Origin of the sequence: Pseudomonas sp. W4I3 (genome assembly GCF_030816195.1) — a bacterium.
Lineage (GTDB): Bacteria > Pseudomonadota > Gammaproteobacteria > Pseudomonadales > Pseudomonadaceae > Aquipseudomonas.
In genome coordinates this window covers 5,297,319-5,318,782 of record NZ_JAUSXS010000001.1, presented here as the reverse complement: position 1 = coordinate 5,318,782, position 21,464 = coordinate 5,297,319, and the positions used below count along the sequence as shown (strand labels likewise).

The following is a 21,464-nucleotide window of genomic DNA, read 5'->3' as shown; positions in this document are numbered from 1 at the left end:
GGTTTATACCGCAAACGATGCGAAGCTGATTCCCGCACCGGCAGGGCGCACGTCCTTGAGGAACGAGTCCTTGTCGGCGCTCAGTTCCAGGGTGATTTCCGGCTTGCGCTTGCCGGCATTGCGCACCACCAGCCCTTCGAGGTTTTCACGCAGGAACACGGTTGGCACCTTCAGGTGCAGCAACTGGTCGGTCTCGGCGTTGTGCATCAACAGGTGGATCCACTCGTACTGGCCCACGCCAATCCGCACCACTGGCAGGTCGAACCACCAGATGTTGCGTTTGGGGTCCAGGTCGGTGAAATGGCAGTTGTTGACGCCGAGTACGGCACCGCCCAGTTCCTGGTTTCTGCGGGCGATGGCCTGTGCTTTATTGAGTTTCATAACCTTCCTACGGGATCTGTTATTCAGCGTTCGAGCCTGAATCTGCCGGGCATTCTCGTGGGTTGGCCGCAAAACATAAAGGCAAACCTGCCCCTTTCGATGAAATGTCCGCTGAAATAATTGAAACTCTGGCGCTTCGCTTCGAGTCAACCGCTACGTAGTGACCAAAAACCAATTGATTGTTATCAGGAGTAATACCATGGGCAGCACTTCCGATAAGGCAAAAGGCCTGGCTAACGAAGCAGTCGGTAACATCAAACAAGGTGTGGGCAAGGTTACAGATAACGACAAACTGCGTGCTGAAGGTGTGATCCAGGAAAAGAAAGGTGAAGCACAGCAGGCAGTGGGCAAGACCAAGGACGCGGTGAAAAAAGCGACCGAGTAACACGGTTCGGCTGGCTGACCCCCAGCAGCCCGACGGCCATCCACGGATGGCCGTTTTTGTATCCGCTGCTGCAACTAAAGTTTGGAAATTGTTTCAAAGTCGCCAAATGGGCTACTTTGATGTAGAAAACGGCCCCTGAGTCGCCCGCGAACTCAACCTTTTTGCGGCGAAAGGAGACGCTATGATTTTTCCGGTACTTGATGGTCTCAAGCTGCACAAGGTGCTGGTGCGCACTGTCACCGAATTCGTCGATGACGAGATGCCGACCTACGCGTCCGCATTGGCCTACCAGATGCTGTTCTCGCTGTTTCCCTTTCTGCTGTTCCTGATTGCGCTGATCGGTTTCCTGCATCTGCCGGACTTCTTCACCTGGCTGCGCCTGCAGTCGGAGTTGGTGCTGCCGCCCCAGGCGCTGGAGCAGGTCAACCCGGTGATCGACCAATTGCAGCAATCCAAGGGTGGGCTGCTGTCGGTGGGTATCGTGATCGCCCTGTGGACCGCATCCGCCGGCGTGCGCCTGATGATGAGCGCGATGAACGCGGCCTATGACGTGGTGGAAGGGCGCCCGATCTGGAAGCGGTTCCCGCTGTCGATATTCTACACCATCGGCATTGCCGGCATGCTGCTGGCCGCCGCCGCGCTGATGGTGCTCGGCCCGCAGGTGATGGAATGGCTGGCGGGGCAGATCGGCATGCAGGAGTTCGTCGTCACGCTGTGGACCATCCTGCGCTGGCCGCTGATCGTGATCCTGCTGATGTTTGCCGTGGCCCTCATGTACTACGTGATGCCCGACGTCGAGCAGGAGTTTCGCTTCATTACCCCAGGTTCCGTATTGGCAGTGGTGGTGTGGATCGTCGCTTCCCTCGGTTTTGGCTACTACGTCAAGACATTCGCCGACTACAACGCCATGTATGGCAGTATCGGTGCGATCATCGTCCTGCTGCTGTATTTCTATATCTCCGCCGCGGTGCTGTTGCTCGGCGCGGAGATGAATGCTGTGATCGAACACATGTCCGCCGAAGGCAAGGACCCCGGTGAGAAGGAAATCGGCGAACCGGGCCATGCCGGCGAAAAACAACATGTCTCAGGCCTGGGCCGGGACCATTCCAAACCTATCATCGAGCCCGATCAATGATCCGTGAAATCCTGAAAATGGGCGATGAACGTCTGCTGCGCATTGCCCCGCCAGTGCCGCCGGAAATGTTCGACAGCCCCGAACTGTGGCAACTGATCGATGACATGTTCCAGACCATGGAGCACGTGGGCGGTGTCGGCCTGGCCGCGCCGCAGATCGGCGTGGATCTGCAACTGGTGATCTTTGGTTTCGAGGCCAGCGAACGCTACCCCGACGCACCACCGGTGCCGCAGACCATCCTGATCAACCCGTTGATCACGCCGCTCAGCCCGATACTGGAAGAGGGATATGAGGGCTGCCTGTCTGTCCCCGGCCTGCGTGGCGCCGTGAACCGTTATCAGCAGATCCGCTACGAAGGTTTCGACCCCAAGGGTGAGCCGATCGTACGCTTCGCCGACGGCTTCCATGCGCGGGTGGTGCAGCATGAATGCGATCACCTGATTGGCCGCTTGTACCCGTCGCGGATTACCGACTTCAGCAAGTTCGGGTTTATCGACGTTATGTTCCCCGACATGGACCCAACGGCTGACGAATAACCCCTCGAAGCAACCCCGGCGAACACCGTACCTGTGGCGAGGGAGCTTGCTCGCGCTGGGGCGCGAAGCGGCCCCAAACAATGGGCCTGCTGCGCAGTCCAGCGCGAGCAAGCTCCCTCGCCACAGATGACTTCTCGCTTGTGCTGCTTCTTGATCGCCCCCGCAGTGGTTATCCCTCATCCAGGGCATTCAAGCCCATCGCAATCATCGGTTTGTTGCGCTTGTAGCGCACCAGTCGTTCGCTGAGCGACTGCGGCAGCACGGTGTCTTGAGAAAAACCCATGCGCTGGTACAGCGGTTCAAGGTCTGGGTGGCACAGCAGCCATACCGTGCCGTCCACCTGCGCCACGGCCTGGTGGATCAACCGCGCTGCCAGCCCCTGGCCGCGATAGGCCGGGTCGACGAACACGCCCGTCAGCCACTGCCCACCGACCACGGGTGTCAGGCACAACCCGGCAACGATGTCCGTGTCCCTTGCCACCCACAGTTGCCCGCCCTTGAGCGCCTTCATCGACGAATTGTGGCTGCGGTAAAACTTGTTCAGCAGCGGCCATAGCGGCGCTGCCAGCAGTTCGATGTGCATGTTCAAACCAATCAAGGGGCGAGGCGGGCAGTGTAGCCGTTGCAGCCTTTGCTTCTAAGCTCAGCACCAAAGGTTCTGCAAGATTTTCGTGCGTGGTTGCACAGAGTGATAAACACTTGCTCTGAGCATCTGATGGCCAACTATCTGGATACGACCCACCGCCGCGAAATCGACGCCCTGTGCCAAGGGTTCACCGTGCGCACCGAATGGCCGACCTGGCTGCTGCTGATCGGCGTCTACGCCGGTTGGTTTGCGGTGATCTTCGCCAGCCACTGGCTCGGCGTGTGGCTGAGCACGCTGTTGCTGATCCCGCTGGTGACCTTGTGGTTGTCACTGCAACACGAATTGCTCCACGGCCATCCCACTCGCTCCCTGCGGCTGAACAAATTGCTCGGCTACGCGCCGTTTGCCGTGTGGTATCCCTACACCCTGTATCGAGACAGCCACCTGCTGCACCACAACGACGAGGACCTGACCCTGCCGGGCATTGACCCGGAAAGTCGCTACCTCAACCAGCAGCAGTGGGACCGCAGCTCAGTATTCGAGCGTGGCGTGCATTGGTTGACCAAGACCCTGCTGGGCCGCCTCGTGCTGGCGGCACCGCTGGCGATCAGCCGATTGGCTCGTCATGAGTGGCAACGCCTGCCGCACGCATGGCCAATGTGGCTGGCCCATGGCGCCGTCACCTGCCTGATGCTGGGTTTTATCGCCCACGCCAGCGCACTCCCGGTGTGGCATTACGTATTGTTGGTCACCGTGCCGGCGTTGTCCCTGGCGTCGATCCGCTCCTACTACGAACATCGACCGCACCCGCAGCCGGAACAACGCACCGTACTCAACGAAGCGTCATGGCCATGGAGCTGGCTGTTCCTCAACAACAATTTGCACCTGGTGCACCACGACTTGCCGAGGCTGCCGTGGTACGTGTTGCCCACGGTGTACCGTGCGCGGCGTGCACAGTGGGTGGCGCGCAGCGGCGGTTTCGTCGTGCAGGGTTATGGCCAGTTCATGGGGCGCTACGGCGTCAAGGCCATCGACAGTCCCCGGCATCCCTTTGCATGAGAAGCGAGCATGAGTGATCACTACGCCGAGTTGCTGATGTATGTCGCACCGGAACAGGTGCGCAAGTCCAGCCAGCAGTGGCTGGAACGCATCTTTGAACGATTGGGGCTGACGCGTCGCCGCGCCGACCACCTGGACCTGCACAGCCTGTGGCTGGCCCCCGAACTGCTGGTCGCCCAAACCTGCGGCTACCCGTTGATGACCCAACTGCGCGGCCAGGTCCGGGTGATTGGCCGCCCGCGCTACGAACTGCCCCATAGTAGCGATGGCGTGCATTGCAGCCTGCTCTTGACCCGCGAGGACAACCCGCGCACCTGCCTGCAACAGTTCTACGACAGCCGCGCGGTGATCAACGGTCACGATTCCAACAGCGGCATGAACTTGCTGCGCGAGCGCGTGGCACCGTTGCAGCGGGAGGGTCGTTTCTTCGCCAGTGTCGGTATCAGCGGCGCCCACCGTGAAAGCTTGCGCTGGCTGCGCGAAGGCCGCGCCGACCTGGCCGCCATCGACAGCGTCACGTTCGATTACCTGGCCCGTTTCGCGCCCGTCGAAGTGGCTGGGCTGCGCATCGTCAGCCGCAGCGCGCCGAGCCCGACATTGCCCTATATCGGCCCTCGGAGTTTGAGCGATGAGCGCCTGGAGCAGATTCGCGAAGCGATGAACCTTGCGCTGCGCGATCTGCCGCAGGTGGGTGAAACGCTGGGCTTGCAAGCCGTGCTGTCGGCTAGCGAGGACGACTACCGCGTACTGCTCGATTACCAGCAGCAGGCCGAAGACAGCGGCTACCCTGTCCTTGTATAAAGTTATATAGAGATGACTTTTAAATATTATTAAAGAATAAGAGCGCTTGTTAGGATCGCTCCACCGGAACACCGGACATACCGTGCAACCTACTCAGATGGAGCCACTATGTCCGGCGCCGATACTCTTCACAGCGACTACGTGGGCGGATTGTTCCACAGTCATTACGCTTGGCTGTGCAGCCGTTTGCACCGCCACCTCGATTCCCGCGCACACGCCGAAGACATCGCTGCCGACGCCTTTGTCCAGCTTCTGCGTTCACCCGACGCGGAGCCGATCCGCCAGCCCCGCGCCTTGCTCACCACCATCGCCCAGCGCCTGATGTACCAGCTGTGGCGCCGCCGCGACCTGGAGCGCGCTTACCTGGACGACCTGGATCACGACGACGCCAGTTGCACGTCATCCCCCGACGCGCTGGTCCAGCAGCTGGAAACCTTGCAGGCCATCGACCGGTTGCTCGACGGCTGGCCGGCCAAGGTCAAGGCCACCTTCCTGCTCTCGCGACTCAATGGTTTGACCTACCCGCAAATTGCCACCGAGCTGGGCATTTCCCAGCGCTCGGTCAGCGACTATTCGGCGCAGGCGCTGCGCCGCCTGCATTCACCACGAGGCTTTACATGAAAACACTCAAACACCTGAAGATGATTGCTCTCGCCTTTCTTTCGCTTGTCGCCGCTAACGTGCAGGCCGCCGATCCTCCCACGCTGCGCATCGGCTATCAGAAAAGCTCGGTGAGCATGGTGCTTGCCCGTGAGCACAAGCTCTTCGAAGCGGCGCTGCCCGGCACTCAGGTGCAGTGGACCGAATTCCTCGGTGGCCCGCCGCTGATCGAGGCGTTGAACGCGGGCAGCCTGGACATCGGCAATATCGGCGACATCCCGCCGATTTTCGCCCAGGCCGCCGGTATCGAGCTGCAGTACATCGCCGTCGAGCCCAATGAAGGCCAGGCCGAAGCTATCCTCGTGCCCAACACCAGCGCGATCCAGAGCGTGGCTGAACTCAAGGGCAAGCGCGTGGCGCTGCTCAAGGGCTCCAGTTCGCATAATCTATTCCTCAAGAGCCTGTTGCGTGCCGGCTTGCAGTGGAAGGACGTGAACGTGGTGTACCTGTCGCCTTCCGACGGGCGCGCTGCGTTCGAGCAGGGCAAGGTGGACGCCTGGGTGATATGGGACCCTTACTACTCAGCCGCTGTGGTCGACGGTGCCGCGCGCGTGCTGGGCACCGGCGAAGGCCTCAACCCAGCCGGCAGTTTCTTTGTGGCCAGCAGCGCGTTCGCCAGGCAAAACCCCCAGGCGATTGCCGCGATTCTGCATACCCTCGCCAAGGCGCAGCGTCTGTCCCTCGACCAACCCGAAGACAGCATCGCGCTGATGGCCAAGACCCTGGGCCTGCCACCGGCCGTGGTCAAGCGCTACTTCGAGCACCGCTCGCCCGAGCCGATCCGCCCGCTGCAAGCGATCGACATCGCCAACCAGCAACGCACCGCCGACCTGTTTTTCGCCAATGCCTTGATCCCGAAAAAGATCGATGTGCAGCAAGTTGTGTTCAAGGGACCATAAGCCCTGTGGCGAGGGAGCCGCTTCCTCGCCAGCGCTTGATCAGCGGTCAGCTCATGGGTTTTCCGCTGCCAACGCCGCAATGACGGCAGGCCGCTCGCCCATCCGTTGCTCAAACGCCACCAATGCAGGCCACTGCGTCAGCTCAATCCCATGAACCGCCGCCCAACGCAGCACCACAAACAGATACGCATCCGCGACCGAATACCGCGCGCCCAGCAAGTAGTCCTGCTGCTCCAGCGTCCGCACCAGCACCGCAAAACGTTTGAACAACGTGGTCAGGAACATCGCCCGCACCTCTCCCTGTATCGCAGGGTTGAAAAACACGGCGAGCCCGCCATGCATCTCGGTAGCGATGAAATTCAGCCATTCCTGCAAGCGCACGCGCTCCCAGCTGCCGTTGGCCGGGGCCAGATGGGCATCGGGCTGCAGGTCGGCGAGGTATTGCAGGATCGCGCTGGCTTCGGTCAGCACCTGGCCGTTGTCCAGTTGCAGTGCCGCCACGTAACCCTTGGGGTTGATCTGCAGGAAGTCCTTTCCATCGGCCGTGGTCTTGGCCTGGTTGTCCACGCGTATCAGCTCGAAAGGCAAGGCCAGTTCCAGCAGGACGATATGGGGGGCGAGCGAGCAGGCATTGGGTGAAAAGTACAGTTTCATGGAGACCCTCTCTGTAGGATTTGCGCCAGTCTCGCGGGCGTGACACCGTGAGTAAAATTAATCCTTCACACCTCATCCATAAGGACAGCTACTGCCATGATGAACCTGATGCATTGGCGTTTGCTGGTGGCGGTGGCCGATCACGGCAGCATCACCGCCGCCGCCGAGCGGGTGGGCATGACCCAGTCCGCCGCCAGCCAGGCCATGGCGTCCATGGAGGCCACGCTGGGGGCACAACTGTTTACCCGCGAGCCGCGCAGGACCTTGCCCACCGCCTTGGGGGTGAGTGTGCTCGAACAGGCCCGGGTGATGCTCGGCGCGTTGCAGGCGATACGCTGCCGCGTGGAAGAAGCCAGGCCCGCGCTGCGTGGAAGCCTGCGCGTCGCATGTTTTCCTCAGGTGCTGGCGAAGTTTCTGAGCCCCAGACTGCAGCGGTTTGCGCAGCTGTATCCGGGTATTGAGGTGACCACCCTTGAAGTCACCGACAGTGAAGTGAATGCGTTGCTCGACGCCGACCTGATCGACTTGGGCGTGGTGCTCAACCCCGGCACCGAGCGCAACGCCACCCTACTGGGACGGGACACCTGGCTGGCGGTGGTCCCGGCCCGGCATGAGTTGGCGCAGCAGGCCACGGTGACTCTGGCGCAGTTGCTGGAGCAGCCCTTCGTGCTCGCCACCGGTGGCTGCACCGTCAACGCCCGCAGCCTGGGGGGCGACGCCGGGCTGGTGATGCGCGATGTGCGCGTGCAAGTGCGTGAGTGGAGCAGCGCTTTCAGCCTGGTGCGCGAAGGCGTCGGCGTGACCCTGGTGCCGGAAATGACCCTGCCTGTCCAGCGCCAGGGCTTGCATGTGCTGCCCCTGAGCGTGCCGATCCATCGCGAGTTCGCCTTGGTCGGCTCACCCACCCGAGCGCCTTGCGCCGCGGCCCTCGCCTTGTTGGCAATGCTGGCTGAGTAGTAGCCTTGCATAGCGCCAAGCCCTGTCTATGCTCACCCGCAACCGTTAACGATGCTTGGCGTATAAACATTCGAATGGTTATGTGCCATGAAAAGTTTGCCAGCACCATGCAATTGAAGAATGGAATGCGCCGTCCAGGTGCCGGGACTCAAGGGTGATCTGACCATGTTCAACCTCCACCACAAATCCGACCTGCAACAACTCGAACGTTTTTCGTCGGCCCTCACCGAATCCAATGCCAAGCTCGCCGCCATCAGCCGTTCCATGGCGATGATTGAGTTCGACAGCCATGGCATGATCCTCGACGCCAACGACAATTTCTGCAAAACCATGGGGTACAACGTCGAGGAGATACGCGGCAAGCATCACCGCCTGTTTTGCGACGAGGCCTATACCCACACCGAAGCCTACGCCAACTTGTGGCGCGACCTGGCGCGGGGCGAGTCGCTCAGCGGCACGTTCATGCGGCTTAACAAGCGCGGCGAGGAAGTCTGGCTGGAGGCCAGCTATATGCCGGTGCTCGATAGCGACCAGCACGTACAAAGCGTGATCAAGGTCGCCTCGGATATCTCCGCGCGCGTCCACCATGAACACGAGAACCAAAGCCTGATCGACGCCATCGGGCGTTCCATGGCGGTGATCGAATTCACCCCTCAAGGCCAGATTCTCAACGCCAACGACAACTTCCTGCGCACCGTGAAGTATTCGCGCGAGGAGATCATCGGCCAGCACCACAGTCTGTTTTGCCATCGCAGCGACGTGGAGTCCCCAACGTACAAGGCGTTCTGGGCCTCGCTCAATCGCGGCGAATATCACTCGCACCGCTTCGAACGCAAAGACAAATACGGCAAGACCCTGTTTCTGGAGGCGTCCTACAACCCGATCTTCGATACCAACGGGCGCTTGTACAAAGTGGTCAAGTTCGCCAGCGACATCACCGATCAGGTCACCACGTTGCGCACCGCCGCTGACTCGGCCCACGCCACCTCGGTACAAAACGACGCCTGTGCGCGCAAGGGCTCGCAGGTGGTGCAGCAAACGGTGCAAACCATCCAGGCCATGTCCGATGATCTGAACCAGGCCGCGCAAAGCATCGACGCGGTGAGCAAACAATCGGACATCATCGGCGCCATCGTGCAGACCATCCGCGGCATTGCCGAGCAGACCAATATGCTTGCGCTCAACGCCGCGATTGAAGCAGCGCGTGCCGGTGAGCATGGCCGTGGCTTTGCGGTGGTGGCCGACGAAGTGCGCAGCCTCGCGGCACGCACCAGCCAGGCCACGGTGGAGATTGTCGACGTGGTGCGCAAGAACCACGACCTGTCGCTGAGCGCGGTGTCGAGCATGCAATCGAGCTTGAGCCGCACAGGGCTGGGCGTGGAATTAGCGAACGAGGCGGGGCAGGTGATCCTGGAGATTCAGGAAGGGTCACGGCATGTGGTGGATGCGATCAGTCAGTTCAATTCGACGTTGCAACTGCAATAGCGGATTGGCCCCGCTTTGATAGACCGTCGCGGCAGTCCATACGCCGTCGACGGCCCACCGTTGCCCGTCAGTGGGCGATATTCTCCAGCGCCAGGTTGCGCGTGCGCGGCCCGAACCAACTGATGGTGATCATCACGATCAACATGCTGCTGGCGATAAACGCCAGCACGCCCGGCGTGCCCAGGTGCTCGAGGATAAAACCGATCAGCAGGCTGCTGAATACCGTCGACAGGCGGCTGAACGAGTAGCAGAACCCCACCGCCCGCGCACGGATATTGGTGGGGAACAATTCGCTCTGATACGAGTGATAGCTGAAGCTCAGCCAGGCGTTGCAGAAGGTGATCATCACCCCACAGAAGATCAGCCCCAGCGCCGTGGTTTGCAGGGCGAACAGGCTGCCGAAGATCACTGCACCCATGGCCGAGCCGACGATCTGCCATTTGTTTTCAAAACGGTTGGCGACCTTCACGAACAGCAACGGGCCCAGCGGGTAGGCGAGGGTGATGATAAAGGCGTAGAGCAGGCTATGGGTCACGCTGACACCCTGGCCCGAGAGCAACGCCGGCAGCCAGTTGCCGAAGCCGAAGAAACCAATGGCCTGGAACACGTGGAACACAATCAGCATCAAGGCGCGGCGCCGGTAGGGCGGTTGCCAGATATCGGCGAAACGGCCGCTGCCCTGCACGCTGACGGCCTCGGGTTGCGGTTCATCCAGCGGTTTGCCGTGATCCTTCAGGCAGCGTGCCTCCAGGCGATCCAGGATCGTGCCGGCTTCTTCGAAACGACCTTTCTGGGCGAGCCAGCGCGGTGACTCCGGCAGCCGCTTGCGCAGTTGCCAGATAAACAGCGCAAACACCGCACTGCTGAGCACCACCCAGCGCCAACCGGAAATCCCGAACGGCGCCTGGGGCACCAGCCACCATGACATCAGCGCCACCGCCGGCACCGATAGAAACTGGATAAAAAACGCAAAGGCAAACGCCGAACTACGCATGCGCTTGGGCACCAGTTCCGACAGATACGCGTCGATCGTCACCAGCTCGATCCCGAGCCCGATGCCTACCAGAAAGCGCATGCAGATAATGCCCAGTGCGGAGGTCTGGATGCCCATCAACACGGTGGCGACGGTGTACCAGATCAGCGCAAAGGTGAAGATTGCCCGACGCCCGAAACGGTCAGCGATGGGGCTGAGCAGGCTGGCGCCGAGAAACAGGCCAAGAAAGGTGGCCGAGGCGAACGCGGCCTGGTCGGAAAAGCCGAACACGCCCTCGCTGCCCGTGTGGAAGATTCCATCGCTGATCAGGCCCGGGCTGATATAGGCCGTCTGGAACAGGTCATACAGCTCGAAAAAACCGCCGATCGACAGCAGCGCCACCAGCCGCCAGATGCTGGCGACGGCGGGCAGGCGGTCGATGCGCGCGCTGATGTGGGCGGCGCGGGTGGGGTCGATGCCGTCTGTGGCAGAGAAGGAGGGCATGGCCGGAGCACTCAGTAAGTCAGGGGGATTTCAAATGTCTGGAACGCATCATCCACGGGTTGATAGCCCAGCACGCGCGTGGTTTCGCTCAGGTCCAGTCGCTTGAAACGGTTATTGGAAATGCCATGGGCGATCAAGTGTTTCACGCCCTCGGCCTCTACCGCGCGCTGCAGCAGTTGCACGGCATCACGGGGACTGAGCCAGGCGCTGAGGTCGCGGGCGTTGGTCAGGCCGTGGTTTTCAGGAAACTCAAAGGCGCCGATGCGCAGGGCGATGGTCGACAGCGGCGTCTTGGCGGCGTAATAACCGCACAACGCCTCGCCGTAGCATTTGCTTGCGCCATACAGGTTGGCGGGGAGCACGGGCATTCCGGGCGTGATCTGGCGGTCCACCGGGTAGCCCTCGATGGTTTGCGCGCTGCTGGCAAATATCAGGCGCCGCACGCCGGCGGCCACGGCGGCTTCGAACAGGTAGGTGGTGGCCAGAATATTGTCGGGCAACAGTTCGTCGAACGTTGCGTCGGCGTGGGGGATGCCTGACAGGTGCACGATCACGTCGATGCCATCGAGCAGAGCAGCAAGGCTGGATTTATCGCTGAGGTCGGCGTGTACGAAACGGTGTTCACCCAGGTCGAAATCCGGTGTGATGCGGTCGGTGAGGGTAAAGCGATAGCGGTCTTTCGAGGCCTCGAAAAACGTCTTGCCGATGCGGCCGCAGGCGCCGGTGAGGAGTACGTGGATTCCGTTCACTGTGTCGTTCCTTTGTTTAATTGTGACCATCAAGCGCGAAGGCCCTGAAGCCGGCGTGCTGGGCGAGCCGCTGATAGTAGGCGGCAATGGCCGGGTAGGGCGGACGCTGCATGGGCGTGACCTGCCAGCGATGCACCGAGAGTCCGATCAGGATGTCGGCGAGGGTAAATTCGTCGCCCGCTACGTAAGCGCCGGTCTTGGCCAGCTGTTGTTCCAGAATGCCCATCACGGTGTTCCAGCGCTGCACAGCGGCGGCAATCTGTGTCGCGTCCAGGCCGTCGGGATTGTTACGCACCAGCGCGGTGAACGCGTCGCCCCAGGCCCGGTTGAGCTCGACCGCTTGCCAGTCGATCCATTGCTCCACGCGGGCCCGTGGCGCGGGGTCGAAAGGCAGCAGATCGGTGCGTTGATAGAGGCCGACGAGGTAGCGGCAGATGGTGTTGGACTCCCACAGCACGCCGTGATCATCGATCAGCACCGGCACCTGGGCATTGGGGTTCAAGGCAAGAAATTCGGCAGATTGGGTGGGCTTGAAGCCGATGCCCCAGTCTTCACGCACATAGTCGATGCCCAGCTCCTGGCAGGTCCAGAGTACTTTTCGTACGTTGATCGAGGAGGCGCGGCCCAAGATTTTCAGTGAGTGTCCCATGGTGCTTCCCTGGCAGTGGAGAGTGGTTAATCTAGCAGGGGCCAAGTGGGTAGAGTCAAAAAATGTGGGAGGGGGCTTGCTCTTGATAGCGGTGAGTCAGGCAGTCTATCTGTTGCTGACCCACCGCCATCGGGGCATAGGTATCTACACAACTTTGTAGCAGCCTACGGTAACCACGATGCGAAGCGAGCCGCTCTTGATCTTGATTTTAGGCGCCCCGTTAAACCACGCTGGCCGCAATTCGACAGTGATTTGGGGGGTAAACCGGCAGGGATGCCGGTTTAGCCGCCCCGCGCCATGGATGGCGCGTGGCGGCGACCCCCCAAATCACTGTCGGATTACGGGCACACCGAGCGTGAGCGAGGTGCCGAGTGGTGGGGCAAACGCCCTTTGGTTACTTTGGGGCTTTTCCAAAGTGACCCGCCGTAAGGGCGGAACCCCAAGCCGCCGTTACCGCAGCAACGGATATGTACGCGCTCTGATCCAACATCCTGGTCGGCTGTCAGGCCGCCATCGGGAGCAAGTCGAACCGTCGCACCGCCCCTCCCACATTTGGATCGCGCGGCATCAATCAGATAGCTATAGGCCGCCAGGTCGCCACGGCAGCAAGCTCCCTCGCCACAGGTTCAGGGCTACGCCAAAGTTGTGTAGATACCTATGGCCATCGGGGGCAAGCCCCCTCCCACATTTCGCGACTGAGCGCGGGCCTTCAAGTACTCTCGCGCACCTGCAACTCAAACCCCATATCCACCACCGGCTTGGCGATCTTGTTGCCGGCCATGATCGTCAACAAATGCTCCGCCGCACGCCGGCCGATGGCTTCGCGCGGTGTGCTGATGCTGCTCAGGCGCGGCACCATGAACGAGGAGGCGGGCAGGTCGTTGAAACCGAGCACGGCCACGCGCTCTGGCACGTTGATGCCGTGGCGCAGGGCTTCGAGCAGTGCGCCCTGGGCCAGGTCGTCGTTGCCGAAGAAAATCGCATCCACATCCGGATGGGCGGCGAGCAATTGCAAAAACAGTTCGCCACCCAGGCCAACGGAGGAGGGGCGCGGTGTCAGCAACTCCAGCGCCGGGTCGTACAGGCCGGCCTGTTGCAAGGCGCGGCGGAAGCCCTCACCCCGCAGCAACGTGCGCTGATCCAACTGCGCGCCGATATAGGCCAGGCGCTTGCGCCCACGGGACAGCAGGTGCGCGGCTGCCGTTTCACCGGCGGCCAGTTGCGAGAAGCCCACGCAGTTCACGCCGGCATTGGGGTCCAGGTCCATCATGTACACGCACGGCACGTTGCTGACCTCGACCATCCGTCGCGCGCTTTCGGTGCGATCGAACCCGGTCAGCAGCAATCCGCGGGGTTGGTAGGCCATGTAGTTGCGCAGCAGGTTCTCTTCTTCGTCGCGCGAATAATGGGAATTGCCGATCAGCACTTCAAAGCCCTTGGGGCGCAGTACCTGGTGGATAGCTTCCAGCGTTTCGATAAACAGCAGGTTGGATAAGGACGGCACCAGCACCACCACGGAATGGCTCTGGGCCGAAGCCAGCGCGCGGGCGGCGGGGTTGACCACGTAGCTGAGTTCGGCGGCGGCGTGCTGCACTTTTTCCACCAGTTCGGCGGCGACGGTACTGATACCGCGCAAGGCGCGGGAGGCGGTGATTGGGCTGACGCCGGCCAGGCGGGCGACTTCGTTCAGGGTGGGGCGGCCCGTGGTGCGGGTATTTTTATCGTTCTTGGAGGTCATCAGGCGGCTTGCCAAACAAAAATCGAGGCACTAAGGTAGCGCTGTCTCCGAAGGGCTGCAAATTGTTGAATGAAGGGTTGCCTGATCCTGTTCAAAACCGTTGGAGCGGATGCACGCGTCACTCCATAAAAAAAGACAAGACGGCGCGGGAAAAGCCTGTTTTTGCACTAGCCTTACAGCGTGCAAAGGTAGCGCTATCTGCGTCCTGAGGTGTTTCATGAGTCAACCTGTTACCGCCCTGGTCATCATGGGTGTTTCCGGCTGTGGCAAGTCCAGCGTCAGCGAGGCCCTGTGCCGCCTGAACGGTGCCACTGCCATTGAAGGCGACAGCTTTCACCCCGCCGCGAACATCGAAAAGATGAGCGCCGGCCACCCCCTCAACGACGACGACCGCGCCGGCTGGCTCGACATCCTCTGCGATGAACTGCGCCGTTCGCTCAAGGCCGGTGAGCATCCGGTGCTGACCTGTTCCTCGCTGAAAAAGAAATACCGCGACCACCTGCGCGAAGCCGCGCCGGGCCTTGGCTTCGTGTTTCTGGAGCTGACCCGTGAAGTGGCCGCCGACCGTGTGTCCCATCGCCCCGGCCACTTCATGCCGGCAAGCCTCATTGACAGCCAGTTCGCCACCCTTGAATCGCCCAAGGGCGAGCCGCTGACCCTGGCCCTCAACGCCAGCGAAGACAGCGTCGAGGACCTGGCCGCGCAGACCGATACCTGGTGGCGCAAGCACGGCTTTGAACCAACTCATTAATTTTTTGCCGGAAAGATAGCGCTATCCCCGGCAGGAAGTTCAACACCCGCTTTAATAACAACAACAAACAGGAGAGACCCCCCATGTTTGGCATGTCCCACGAGTCCTACCTGCTGCTAGACGCAGTAGTCACTATCATCGGGTTGATCGTTCTGATCACCAAGTTCAAGGTGCACCCGTTCATTGCACTGATCATCGCGGCCGGCTTCCTCGGCCTGACCTCGGGCATGCCCGTGGACAAGATCATCAAGGCGTTCCAGGACGGCTTCGGCGGGGTGCTCGGCTTTGTCGGCATCATCCTCGCGCTGGGTACCATGCTCGGCAAGATGATGGCCGAATCCGGCGGTGCCGATCAGATCGCCCAGACCTTGATCCGCGCCTTCGGCAAGGAAAAGGTCCAGTGGGCCATGATGTTCGCCGCGTTCCTGGTGGGCATCCCGCTGTTCTTCGAGATCGGCTTTGTATTGCTGATCCCGCTGGTGTTCATCGTCGCGCGCCGCACCGGCGTGTCGCTGATCAAGATCGGCATCCCGCTGCTCGCCGGCCTCTCGGCGGTGCACGGCCTGGTGCCGCCACACCCGGGCCCGCTGCTGGCCATCGGCGTGTTTGGCGCGGACATCGGCAAGACCATTCTGTATGGCCTGATCGTCGCGCTGCCGACCGCCATCATCGCCGGCCCGATCTTCGGTACCTTTATCGCCAAGTACATTCCGGGTAATCCGTCCCAGGAACTGGTGGATCAACTGGCCCGCGAGACCGATAACAAATCGCTGCCAAGCTTTGCCATCACCTTGGTGACCGTGCTGCTGCCGGTGTTCCTGATGCTGCTCAAAACCTTCGCCGACATCGCCTTTGCCGAAGGCAACGTGGTGCGCAACTGGATGGACATGATCGGTCACCCGATCACCGCCCTGTTGCTGGCGCTGCTGCTATCGCTGTACACCTTTGGCCATCGCCAGGGCATCCATTCCAAGCAGATCCTCAAACTGCTCGACGCCAGCCTTGCGCCCACCGCTGCGATCATCCTGATCATCGGTGCCGGTGGCGGCTTCAAGCAGATGCTGGTGACCAGCGGTGTGGGCGACGTGATCGGCCATATGGCGGTGAACGCGCAGATCAACCCGATCCTGCTGGCATGGCTGGTGGCGGCGGTAATTCGCGTGGCCACAGGTTCGGCAACCGTGGCGACCATTACCGGCGCGGGCATCGTTGTGCCGGTGGTGGGCATGATCCCAGGGGTTAACCGCGAGCTGCTGGTGCTGGCGACGGGGGCGGGTTCGTTGATCCTGTCTCACGTCAACGATGCGGGGTTCTGGCTGGTGAAGCAGTATTTCAACATGACCGTGGCCGAGACGTTCAAGACCTGGACCGCGATGGAGACCATCCTGTCGGTGGTGGCGCTGATCTTCATCATGTTGCTGTCGCTGGTGGTATAAGCCATACCACCCAACAAAGCTGGGAACCCAATCAAGTGTGGGAGGGGGCTTGCTCCCGATAGCAGAGTGTCAGTCACTGCATCTGGTGACTGACCCACCGCTATCGGGAGCAAGCCCCCTCCCACATTTCTGACCGAGTCGGGCACTGATTTTCATCATGTTGCTGTCGCTGGTGGTATAAGCCACACCACCCAACAAAGCTGGGAACCCAATCAAGTGTAGGAGGGGGCTTGCTCCCGATAGCAGGGTGTCAGTCACTGCATCTGGTGACTGACCCACCGCTATCGGGAGCAAGCCCCCTCCCACATTTTTGACCGAGTCGGGCGCTGATCTTCATCATGTTGCTGTCGCTGGTGGTATAAGCCACACCACCCAACAAAGCTGGGAACCCAATCAAGTGTGGGAGGGGGCTTGCTCCCGATAGCAGAGTGTCAGTCACTGCATCTGGTGACTGACCCACCGCTATCGGGAGCAAGCCCCCTCCCACATTTTTGGCCGAGTCGGGCACTGATCTTCATCATGTTGCTGTCGCTGGTGGTGTAAGCCACACCACCCAACAAAGCTGGGAACCCAATCAAGTGTGGGAGGGGGCTTGCTCCCGATAGCAGGGTGTCAGTCACTGCATCTGGTGACTGACCCACCGCTATCGGGAGCAAGCCCCCTCCACATTTTGTCCGGGTTAGGCGCCGGTTTTTGCTGCCAGCCCATCCGCGCGGAACATGCCGCGAATGCCCCGCACCGCCTGGCGAATCCGGTCCTGGTTTTCGATCAGTGCGAAGCGCACATGGTCATCCCCATACTCCCCAAAGCCGATACCTGGCGACACGCACACTTTGGCTTCCAGCAGCAGTTTCTTGGCAAATTCCAGCGAGCCCAGGGCTGCATACTGCTCGGGAATCTTGGCCCAGACGTACATCGACGCCTTTGGATTCTCCACCATCCAGCCCAGTTCATGCAGGCCCTTGACCAGTACGTTGCGGCGCTGGCGGTACTGCTCGGCGATGTCTTTCACGCACTGCTGGTCGCCTTCCAATGCAGCAATGGCGGCGACTTGCAGCGGGGTGAAGGTGCCGTAGTCGTGGTAACTCTTGATCCGCGCCAGAGCGTTGACCAGTTCCGGGTTGCCCACCATGAAACCGATACGCCAGCCGGCCATGTTGTAACTCTTGGACAGGGTGAAAAACTCCACCGCGATGTCCTTGGCCCCGGGCACCTGCATGATCGATGGGGCTTTCCAGCCGTCGTAGACGATGTCGGCATAGGCCAGGTCATGCACCACCAGCACGTCGTATTGCTTGGCCAGGGCGATCACGCGTTCGAAGAAGTCCAGTTCCACGCACTGCGCGGTGGGGTTGGACGGAAAGCCCAGGATCATCATTTTCGGCTTGGGGATCGAGCCACGAATGGCCCGCTCCAGCTCGGCGAAAAAATCCACACCAGGCACCAGCGGCACGGAGCGCACTTGGGCACCGGCAATCACCGCACCGTAGATATGAATCGGGTAGCTGGGGTTGGGCACCAGCACCGTGTCGCCCTGGTCCAGGGTGGCGAGCATCAAATGCGCCAGGCCTTCCTTGGAGCCGATGGTGACAATGGCTTCCGACTCGGGGTCGATGTCCACTTCGTAGCGGTCCTTGTACCAGCGCGAAATCGCCCGGCGCAGACGCGGAATACCTCTGGAGGTGGAGTAGCCGTGGGTGTCCTCGCGCTGTGCGACGGTGACCATTTTCTCCACGATGTGCGGTGGCGTGGCGCCGTCGGGGTTACCCATGCTCAAGTCGATGATGTCTTCGCCGCGCCGACGCGCAGCCATCTTCAGCTCGGCAGTGATATTGAAAACGTAGGGGGGAAGTCGATCTATGCGCGCAAAGCGGCGCGGCGAACCTTGGTCTGCCATTGTTGCCTCGAGGTACGTAAGCGCCCGGAACCGTCCGAGCGACGTCGGCCACTGCGGTGGCCTGCGGCAGACAATACGGTCGATGATGGCAAGTTGTCCAGATGCGTACGAAAAATTTCTACATGGAGTGCGTTGCGAATATGCCCCTATACTCGATGCGGGTTTGTTCCCTCATAAGAAGGAGACTGTTCGTATGGATCAGCAGACAAGACAACCGCTGGAGCCACGCATGGAAGCTGGCAAGGCCTTGGTGATCGCAGGCGTCCAGGGACGTTATTCCAAGGCCACGGTGGGTGATATTCCAAAGCTGTGGGAGCTGTTCGACAGCTGTACCAAGGACATTAAAAAACGCGTGGGCGGCGTGACCTACGGCGTGTGCCACAATGCCCATCACGGCGAATTCGACTACCTGGCCGGGGTTGAAGTCCCGACCAGAAGCGATGTTCCGAGCAATTTCGAATGTATCGAAATTCCACCGCTCAACTATGCCGTATTCGCACATTACGGGCCGGTGCATGACCTTGCGCAAACCTACGAGCGCATCATGTTCGAATGGTTGCCGCAGTCAGGCTACAAAGTGGTGGGGGCGGATTTCGAGCGCTATAGCGCTGATTTTGATGGACGCAAGGGCACCGGGACGGTGGAGATCTGGCTACCGGTTGCGCAAAGCTGACACAGCATCAAGGGGCAGGGGCACTGACGTAACCCTGCCCTTGCGGGCTATCGGCTTAGCGTGCGAGTGATGATCGATGAACTTGAACCCAGATACCCGCTGCTTTGCAATTTTTCGTCGGGCTGTACCAATTCCAGTGTTGTCACGTAATTGGTGTTTGCAGGCGAGCCTCTATAGGCCAGTGCGACCCCGTCCACTCCGAATCCCACATCCCATTGGCCGGCCAAGGTGTGCCGAATCAGATTGACGATATGCCCTCGCCCCTCGTCACGGGCCATCGCGACTATTTTGCCGTCTGCCTGGACGACCAAGCTGACGTAGGCACCCAACTTCACGTCAGTGATCCGGGGGATGCCATTATTAAATTGTAAGTCGGGTTCGCCGTTGGCTTTTAAGCGGGTGATGAAATTGATTTCCTGTGGGGTGTAGTAACTGTTCCCCACTATCGCAATGTCGCCGTTTATCGCCTGGGCCAGCGCAGTGGCCTGTTTGTTTTCCTCGTCGGTGAATGGCAGCGTGACCAATCCCTGATCGCCGAAGCTCGGGTTTGCGGTGCCGTCGTGCAGATAGCCCATGACGAATGCTTTTCTGGCGCGTGAGCCGGCGACGATGAAACCTTCAGGAGTAGGCAGCAGGGCGTTGAGAAAGATACCCGGCAGCTCAATGGGGCCGGTCTGTCCGAAGTTGATTTGCTCGCCGTCGCTGTCGAGCTGGAAGATGTAGCTGCTTGTGATGTCGTTAAACATGGCAAGAATGTTGCCGTTAGGTAGCACAGCCAAGTCACTTCGTGTAAGGCGGCCTATATCAAACCGTTTGTTCAAGGTCACCGTTCCGGCGCGGCCAAAATCAGGATCCAGCGCGCCCTTATCGTCGAAGCGGGAAATGAATGCGGTGTAGTCGAAGCTGAGTGAGCCAAGTAGCACCGGCTTCGCATCAGATTGAAGTCTCAGTGTGCCGAGAAAAACAGTGCCGCTCGGCACATAGCTCAGGGAAAGCCCATAGTCGGTATCGAGCGCCCCATCCTGCTTGTGTTTAGTGAGCCCGATATACGTTGCCCCTTCGATCCAGAGGTTTCCTGCGGTGAGGGTGGAACCGTCAGGGTGTGCTCGAGATATGCCATAGACCTGGTTGAAGAACACTTCGCCCGTTTTGGGTGTGGTGTTACCAAAGGACAAGTCCGGGCTGCCGGCGGTATTTTCTACTGAGTGAATGGAAGGAATACTCATGGGTGTGCTCCTTGCAAATTAAAAGAGGGCGCGCACCTGCTTGTCACATTTTCACAAGCGACAACGTGGGCCCACAGTAGAAACCGCCAGGTTCAGTTTGAGTAGCTGTGAGAGTCGACAGTAGACGCGGAGCCGAATCGATGAATACCGTTATCCACGTTTGCCCCGCGCTCGTAGGGGAGGCGGTAGAAAATTCCTGGTTGTACCTAAGTTGTCAGCATCTTGCGCACGTTAGTTAAACACCCAGCTCAACCGCCGTTCATGCCCGATCCGGCCCTTGTACGCTTCGCCATTGTCCACCCAGCCCTGCTTCAAATACAGCCCCATCGCCAGCGTGTTTTCAGCGTCCACCGACAATTCGAGCGCCTTGATCTGTGGCCACACCTGGCGCGCTGCGGCAGGCAAGGCTTGCAGGCAGGCTTTGCCGAAGCCCTGGCCCTGGGCGCGGCGGTCGACTTGCAGCGCATGCAGCGTCGCGCTGTCCTCGTGGGCCCAGTGCGGCAGGCAAGGCGGGCGTTTGAGCAGCAGGAAGGCCACGGGAACTTCGTCGGCCAGCAGGGCAAAGCCTTTGATAGCGTCGGGGTTGGGATTGACCAGCAGGCTGTTCAGCGCGCAATAGATATCACCGGAATACGCCAGTTGTTCTGGATTGACTTGCAGGCCGTCGAGCTGCTGTTTTTGCAAAGCGTTCAGCGTCTCATAGGGAACGAGGCGGGTTTCCATGTGCTGCACATCCGAAATCCTACAAAGAGGAGCGGATTCTAGCGTTTTTGCGAGAGGCGAAATTATTTTAGTGCGGGCTGTCGATTTGCCTGAGGCGCGTTCGACTAAGGGTGTCTTCCGAGTTTTCCACCCCAAGGAGTCATCGCCATGAGCACTGCAATCAACAGCCTGATCGAGCAATGGAGGCACGCCGTCGTCAGCCGTGATATCGACAAAATTGTCAGCTTTTACGCCGACGATATCGTCTCGTTCGACGCCGTAACCGCCCTGCAATTCAAAGGCAAGGCCGCCTATCGCGCGCACTGGGAGGCCTGCATGGAACACTGCCCCGGCCCCGGAATTTTCGAATTCCATGAGCTGCACATCGTCGAGGCGCAGGAGAGCGCGTTTGCCCATTGGCTGGCCCATTGTGGCGGCGCCGGGCCGGATGGCGAGGTGAAGGCCTGCTGGATGCGCGTCACTGCCGGTTATCAGCGTATCGAGGGTGACTGGAAGGTGGTGCATGAACACTGGTCGGCACCTTTCGATATGCAAAGCGGCACTGCGCTGTTCGACCTGAAACCTTGATCGCGGCGAACTATAGTCAGTCATCCGACACCGGAGAACG

23 protein-coding genes and 1 pseudogene are annotated in these 21,464 nt (G+C 60.4%); 14 read left to right on the top strand and 10 right to left on the bottom strand.

Annotated elements, in window-relative coordinates; translation table 11 throughout:
* Positions 1-3: 3 nt before the first annotated feature.
* Complete coding sequence (locus QF045_RS24170; protein ID WP_306494356.1) at positions 4-381, bottom strand: hypothetical protein; 378 nt, start codon at positions 379-381, stop codon at positions 4-6.
* A gap of 199 nt (positions 382-580) precedes the next feature.
* Between QF045_RS24170 and QF045_RS24165 the strand changes: the two genes are divergently transcribed.
* From QF045_RS24165 to def, 3 genes are all read left to right on the top strand, one after another.
* On the top strand, positions 581-766 hold the full coding sequence (locus QF045_RS24165; RefSeq protein WP_306494355.1) for a CsbD family protein: 186 nt from the start codon (positions 581-583) through the stop codon (positions 764-766).
* Positions 767-947: 181 nt separating this feature from the next.
* Positions 948-1,901 carry a YihY/virulence factor BrkB family protein gene (locus QF045_RS24160; RefSeq protein WP_124387906.1) on the top strand — a complete coding sequence of 318 codons (954 nt, stop codon included), beginning with the start codon at positions 948-950 and terminating at the stop codon, positions 1,899-1,901.
* Positions 1,898-2,437 (top strand): peptide deformylase, encoded by a 540-nt coding sequence (gene def, locus QF045_RS24155; protein WP_306494354.1) that lies wholly within the window; start codon positions 1,898-1,900, stop codon positions 2,435-2,437. Before QF045_RS24160 ends, def begins: the two co-directional genes overlap by 4 nt.
* 169 nt (positions 2,438-2,606) lie before the next feature.
* On the opposite strand, the gene QF045_RS24150 is transcribed toward def, so the two are convergent.
* Positions 2,607-3,020: a GNAT family N-acetyltransferase gene (locus tag QF045_RS24150; RefSeq protein ID WP_306494353.1), complete on the bottom strand. Its 414-nt coding sequence runs from the start codon at positions 3,018-3,020 to the stop codon at positions 2,607-2,609.
* Between the two features lie 132 nt (positions 3,021-3,152).
* Between QF045_RS24150 and QF045_RS24145 the strand changes: the two genes are divergently transcribed.
* From QF045_RS24145 to QF045_RS24130, 4 genes are all read left to right on the top strand, one after another.
* The gene (locus QF045_RS24145) at positions 3,153-4,082 is read left to right on the top strand and encodes a fatty acid desaturase (RefSeq protein ID WP_306494352.1); all 930 of its coding nucleotides are present in this window, start codon (positions 3,153-3,155) and stop codon (positions 4,080-4,082) included.
* Between the two features lie 9 nt (positions 4,083-4,091).
* Positions 4,092-4,883 (top strand): phosphate/phosphite/phosphonate ABC transporter substrate-binding protein, encoded by a 792-nt coding sequence (locus QF045_RS24140; RefSeq protein ID WP_306494351.1) that lies wholly within the window; start codon positions 4,092-4,094, stop codon positions 4,881-4,883.
* A gap of 108 nt (positions 4,884-4,991) precedes the next feature.
* The gene (locus QF045_RS24135; RefSeq protein ID WP_306494350.1) at positions 4,992-5,504 is read left to right on the top strand and encodes a sigma-70 family RNA polymerase sigma factor; all 513 of its coding nucleotides are present in this window, start codon (positions 4,992-4,994) and stop codon (positions 5,502-5,504) included.
* On the top strand, positions 5,501-6,442 hold the full coding sequence (locus QF045_RS24130; protein WP_306494349.1) for an aliphatic sulfonate ABC transporter substrate-binding protein: 942 nt from the start codon (positions 5,501-5,503) through the stop codon (positions 6,440-6,442). Before QF045_RS24135 ends, QF045_RS24130 begins: the two co-directional genes overlap by 4 nt.
* Positions 6,443-6,493: 51 nt before the next feature.
* On the opposite strand, the gene gstA is transcribed toward QF045_RS24130, so the two are convergent.
* On the bottom strand, positions 6,494-7,096 hold the full coding sequence (gene gstA / locus QF045_RS24125; protein ID WP_306494348.1) for a glutathione transferase GstA: 603 nt from the start codon (positions 7,094-7,096) through the stop codon (positions 6,494-6,496).
* Between the two features lie 96 nt (positions 7,097-7,192).
* Here gstA and QF045_RS24120 point away from each other — a divergent pair, with 96 nt between their 5' ends.
* From QF045_RS24120 to QF045_RS27830, 3 genes and pseudogenes are all read left to right on the top strand, one after another.
* Complete coding sequence (locus QF045_RS24120; protein WP_306494347.1) at positions 7,193-8,053, top strand: LysR family transcriptional regulator; 861 nt, start codon at positions 7,193-7,195, stop codon at positions 8,051-8,053.
* Positions 8,054-8,173: 120 nt separating this feature from the next.
* A pseudogene (locus QF045_RS27835) lies at positions 8,174-8,947 on the top strand (PAS domain-containing protein); the annotation flags it as partial.
* Between the two features lie 165 nt (positions 8,948-9,112).
* On the top strand, positions 9,113-9,538 hold the full coding sequence (locus QF045_RS27830) for a methyl-accepting chemotaxis protein (protein WP_373424495.1): 426 nt from the start codon (positions 9,113-9,115) through the stop codon (positions 9,536-9,538).
* A 67-nt stretch (positions 9,539-9,605) separates the two neighbouring features.
* Here QF045_RS27830 and QF045_RS24110 read toward each other — a convergent pair whose 3' ends face one another.
* The 4 genes from QF045_RS24110 to QF045_RS24095 all read right to left on the bottom strand — a co-directional run bounded on the left by QF045_RS24110 (position 9,606) and on the right by QF045_RS24095 (position 14,154).
* On the bottom strand, positions 9,606-11,015 hold the full coding sequence (locus tag QF045_RS24110; RefSeq protein ID WP_306494345.1) for an MFS transporter: 1,410 nt from the start codon (positions 11,013-11,015) through the stop codon (positions 9,606-9,608).
* An 11-nt stretch (positions 11,016-11,026) separates the two neighbouring features.
* Positions 11,027-11,764 carry an NAD(P)-dependent oxidoreductase gene (locus tag QF045_RS24105; RefSeq protein ID WP_306494344.1) on the bottom strand — a complete coding sequence of 246 codons (738 nt, stop codon included), beginning with the start codon at positions 11,762-11,764 and terminating at the stop codon, positions 11,027-11,029.
* Positions 11,765-11,780: 16 nt separating this feature from the next.
* A complete protein-coding gene (locus QF045_RS24100; RefSeq protein ID WP_306494343.1) occupies positions 11,781-12,413 on the bottom strand; it encodes a glutathione S-transferase family protein in 633 nt (210 codons plus the stop codon).
* Between the two features lie 709 nt (positions 12,414-13,122).
* A complete protein-coding gene (locus QF045_RS24095) occupies positions 13,123-14,154 on the bottom strand; it encodes a LacI family DNA-binding transcriptional regulator (RefSeq protein WP_306494955.1) in 1,032 nt (343 codons plus the stop codon).
* A 214-nt stretch (positions 14,155-14,368) separates the two neighbouring features.
* Here QF045_RS24095 and QF045_RS24090 point away from each other — a divergent pair, with 214 nt between their 5' ends.
* A complete protein-coding gene (locus QF045_RS24090) occupies positions 14,369-14,902 on the top strand; it encodes a gluconokinase (RefSeq protein ID WP_306494342.1) in 534 nt (177 codons plus the stop codon).
* 83 nt (positions 14,903-14,985) lie between these two features.
* Positions 14,986-16,338 (top strand): GntP family permease, encoded by a 1,353-nt coding sequence (locus QF045_RS24085; protein ID WP_306494341.1) that lies wholly within the window; start codon positions 14,986-14,988, stop codon positions 16,336-16,338.
* Between the two features lie 679 nt (positions 16,339-17,017).
* Here the strand turns inward: QF045_RS24085 and alaC are convergent.
* Positions 17,018-18,235: an alanine transaminase gene (gene alaC, locus QF045_RS24080; RefSeq protein ID WP_306494340.1), complete on the bottom strand. Its 1,218-nt coding sequence runs from the start codon at positions 18,233-18,235 to the stop codon at positions 17,018-17,020.
* 193 nt (positions 18,236-18,428) lie between these two features.
* Here alaC and QF045_RS24075 point away from each other — a divergent pair, with 193 nt between their 5' ends.
* Positions 18,429-18,908 carry a GyrI-like domain-containing protein gene (locus tag QF045_RS24075; protein WP_306494339.1) on the top strand — a complete coding sequence of 160 codons (480 nt, stop codon included), beginning with the start codon at positions 18,429-18,431 and terminating at the stop codon, positions 18,906-18,908.
* A 47-nt stretch (positions 18,909-18,955) separates the two neighbouring features.
* On the opposite strand, the gene QF045_RS24070 is transcribed toward QF045_RS24075, so the two are convergent.
* On the bottom strand, positions 18,956-20,134 hold the full coding sequence (locus QF045_RS24070) for a hypothetical protein (protein WP_306494338.1): 1,179 nt from the start codon (positions 20,132-20,134) through the stop codon (positions 18,956-18,958).
* A 231-nt stretch (positions 20,135-20,365) separates the two neighbouring features.
* Complete coding sequence (locus QF045_RS24065) at positions 20,366-20,857, bottom strand: N-acetyltransferase (protein ID WP_306494337.1); 492 nt, start codon at positions 20,855-20,857, stop codon at positions 20,366-20,368.
* A 147-nt stretch (positions 20,858-21,004) separates the two neighbouring features.
* Here QF045_RS24065 and QF045_RS24060 point away from each other — a divergent pair, with 147 nt between their 5' ends.
* On the top strand, positions 21,005-21,424 hold the full coding sequence (locus QF045_RS24060) for a nuclear transport factor 2 family protein (protein WP_306494336.1): 420 nt from the start codon (positions 21,005-21,007) through the stop codon (positions 21,422-21,424).
* Positions 21,425-21,464: the final 40 nt, after the last annotated feature.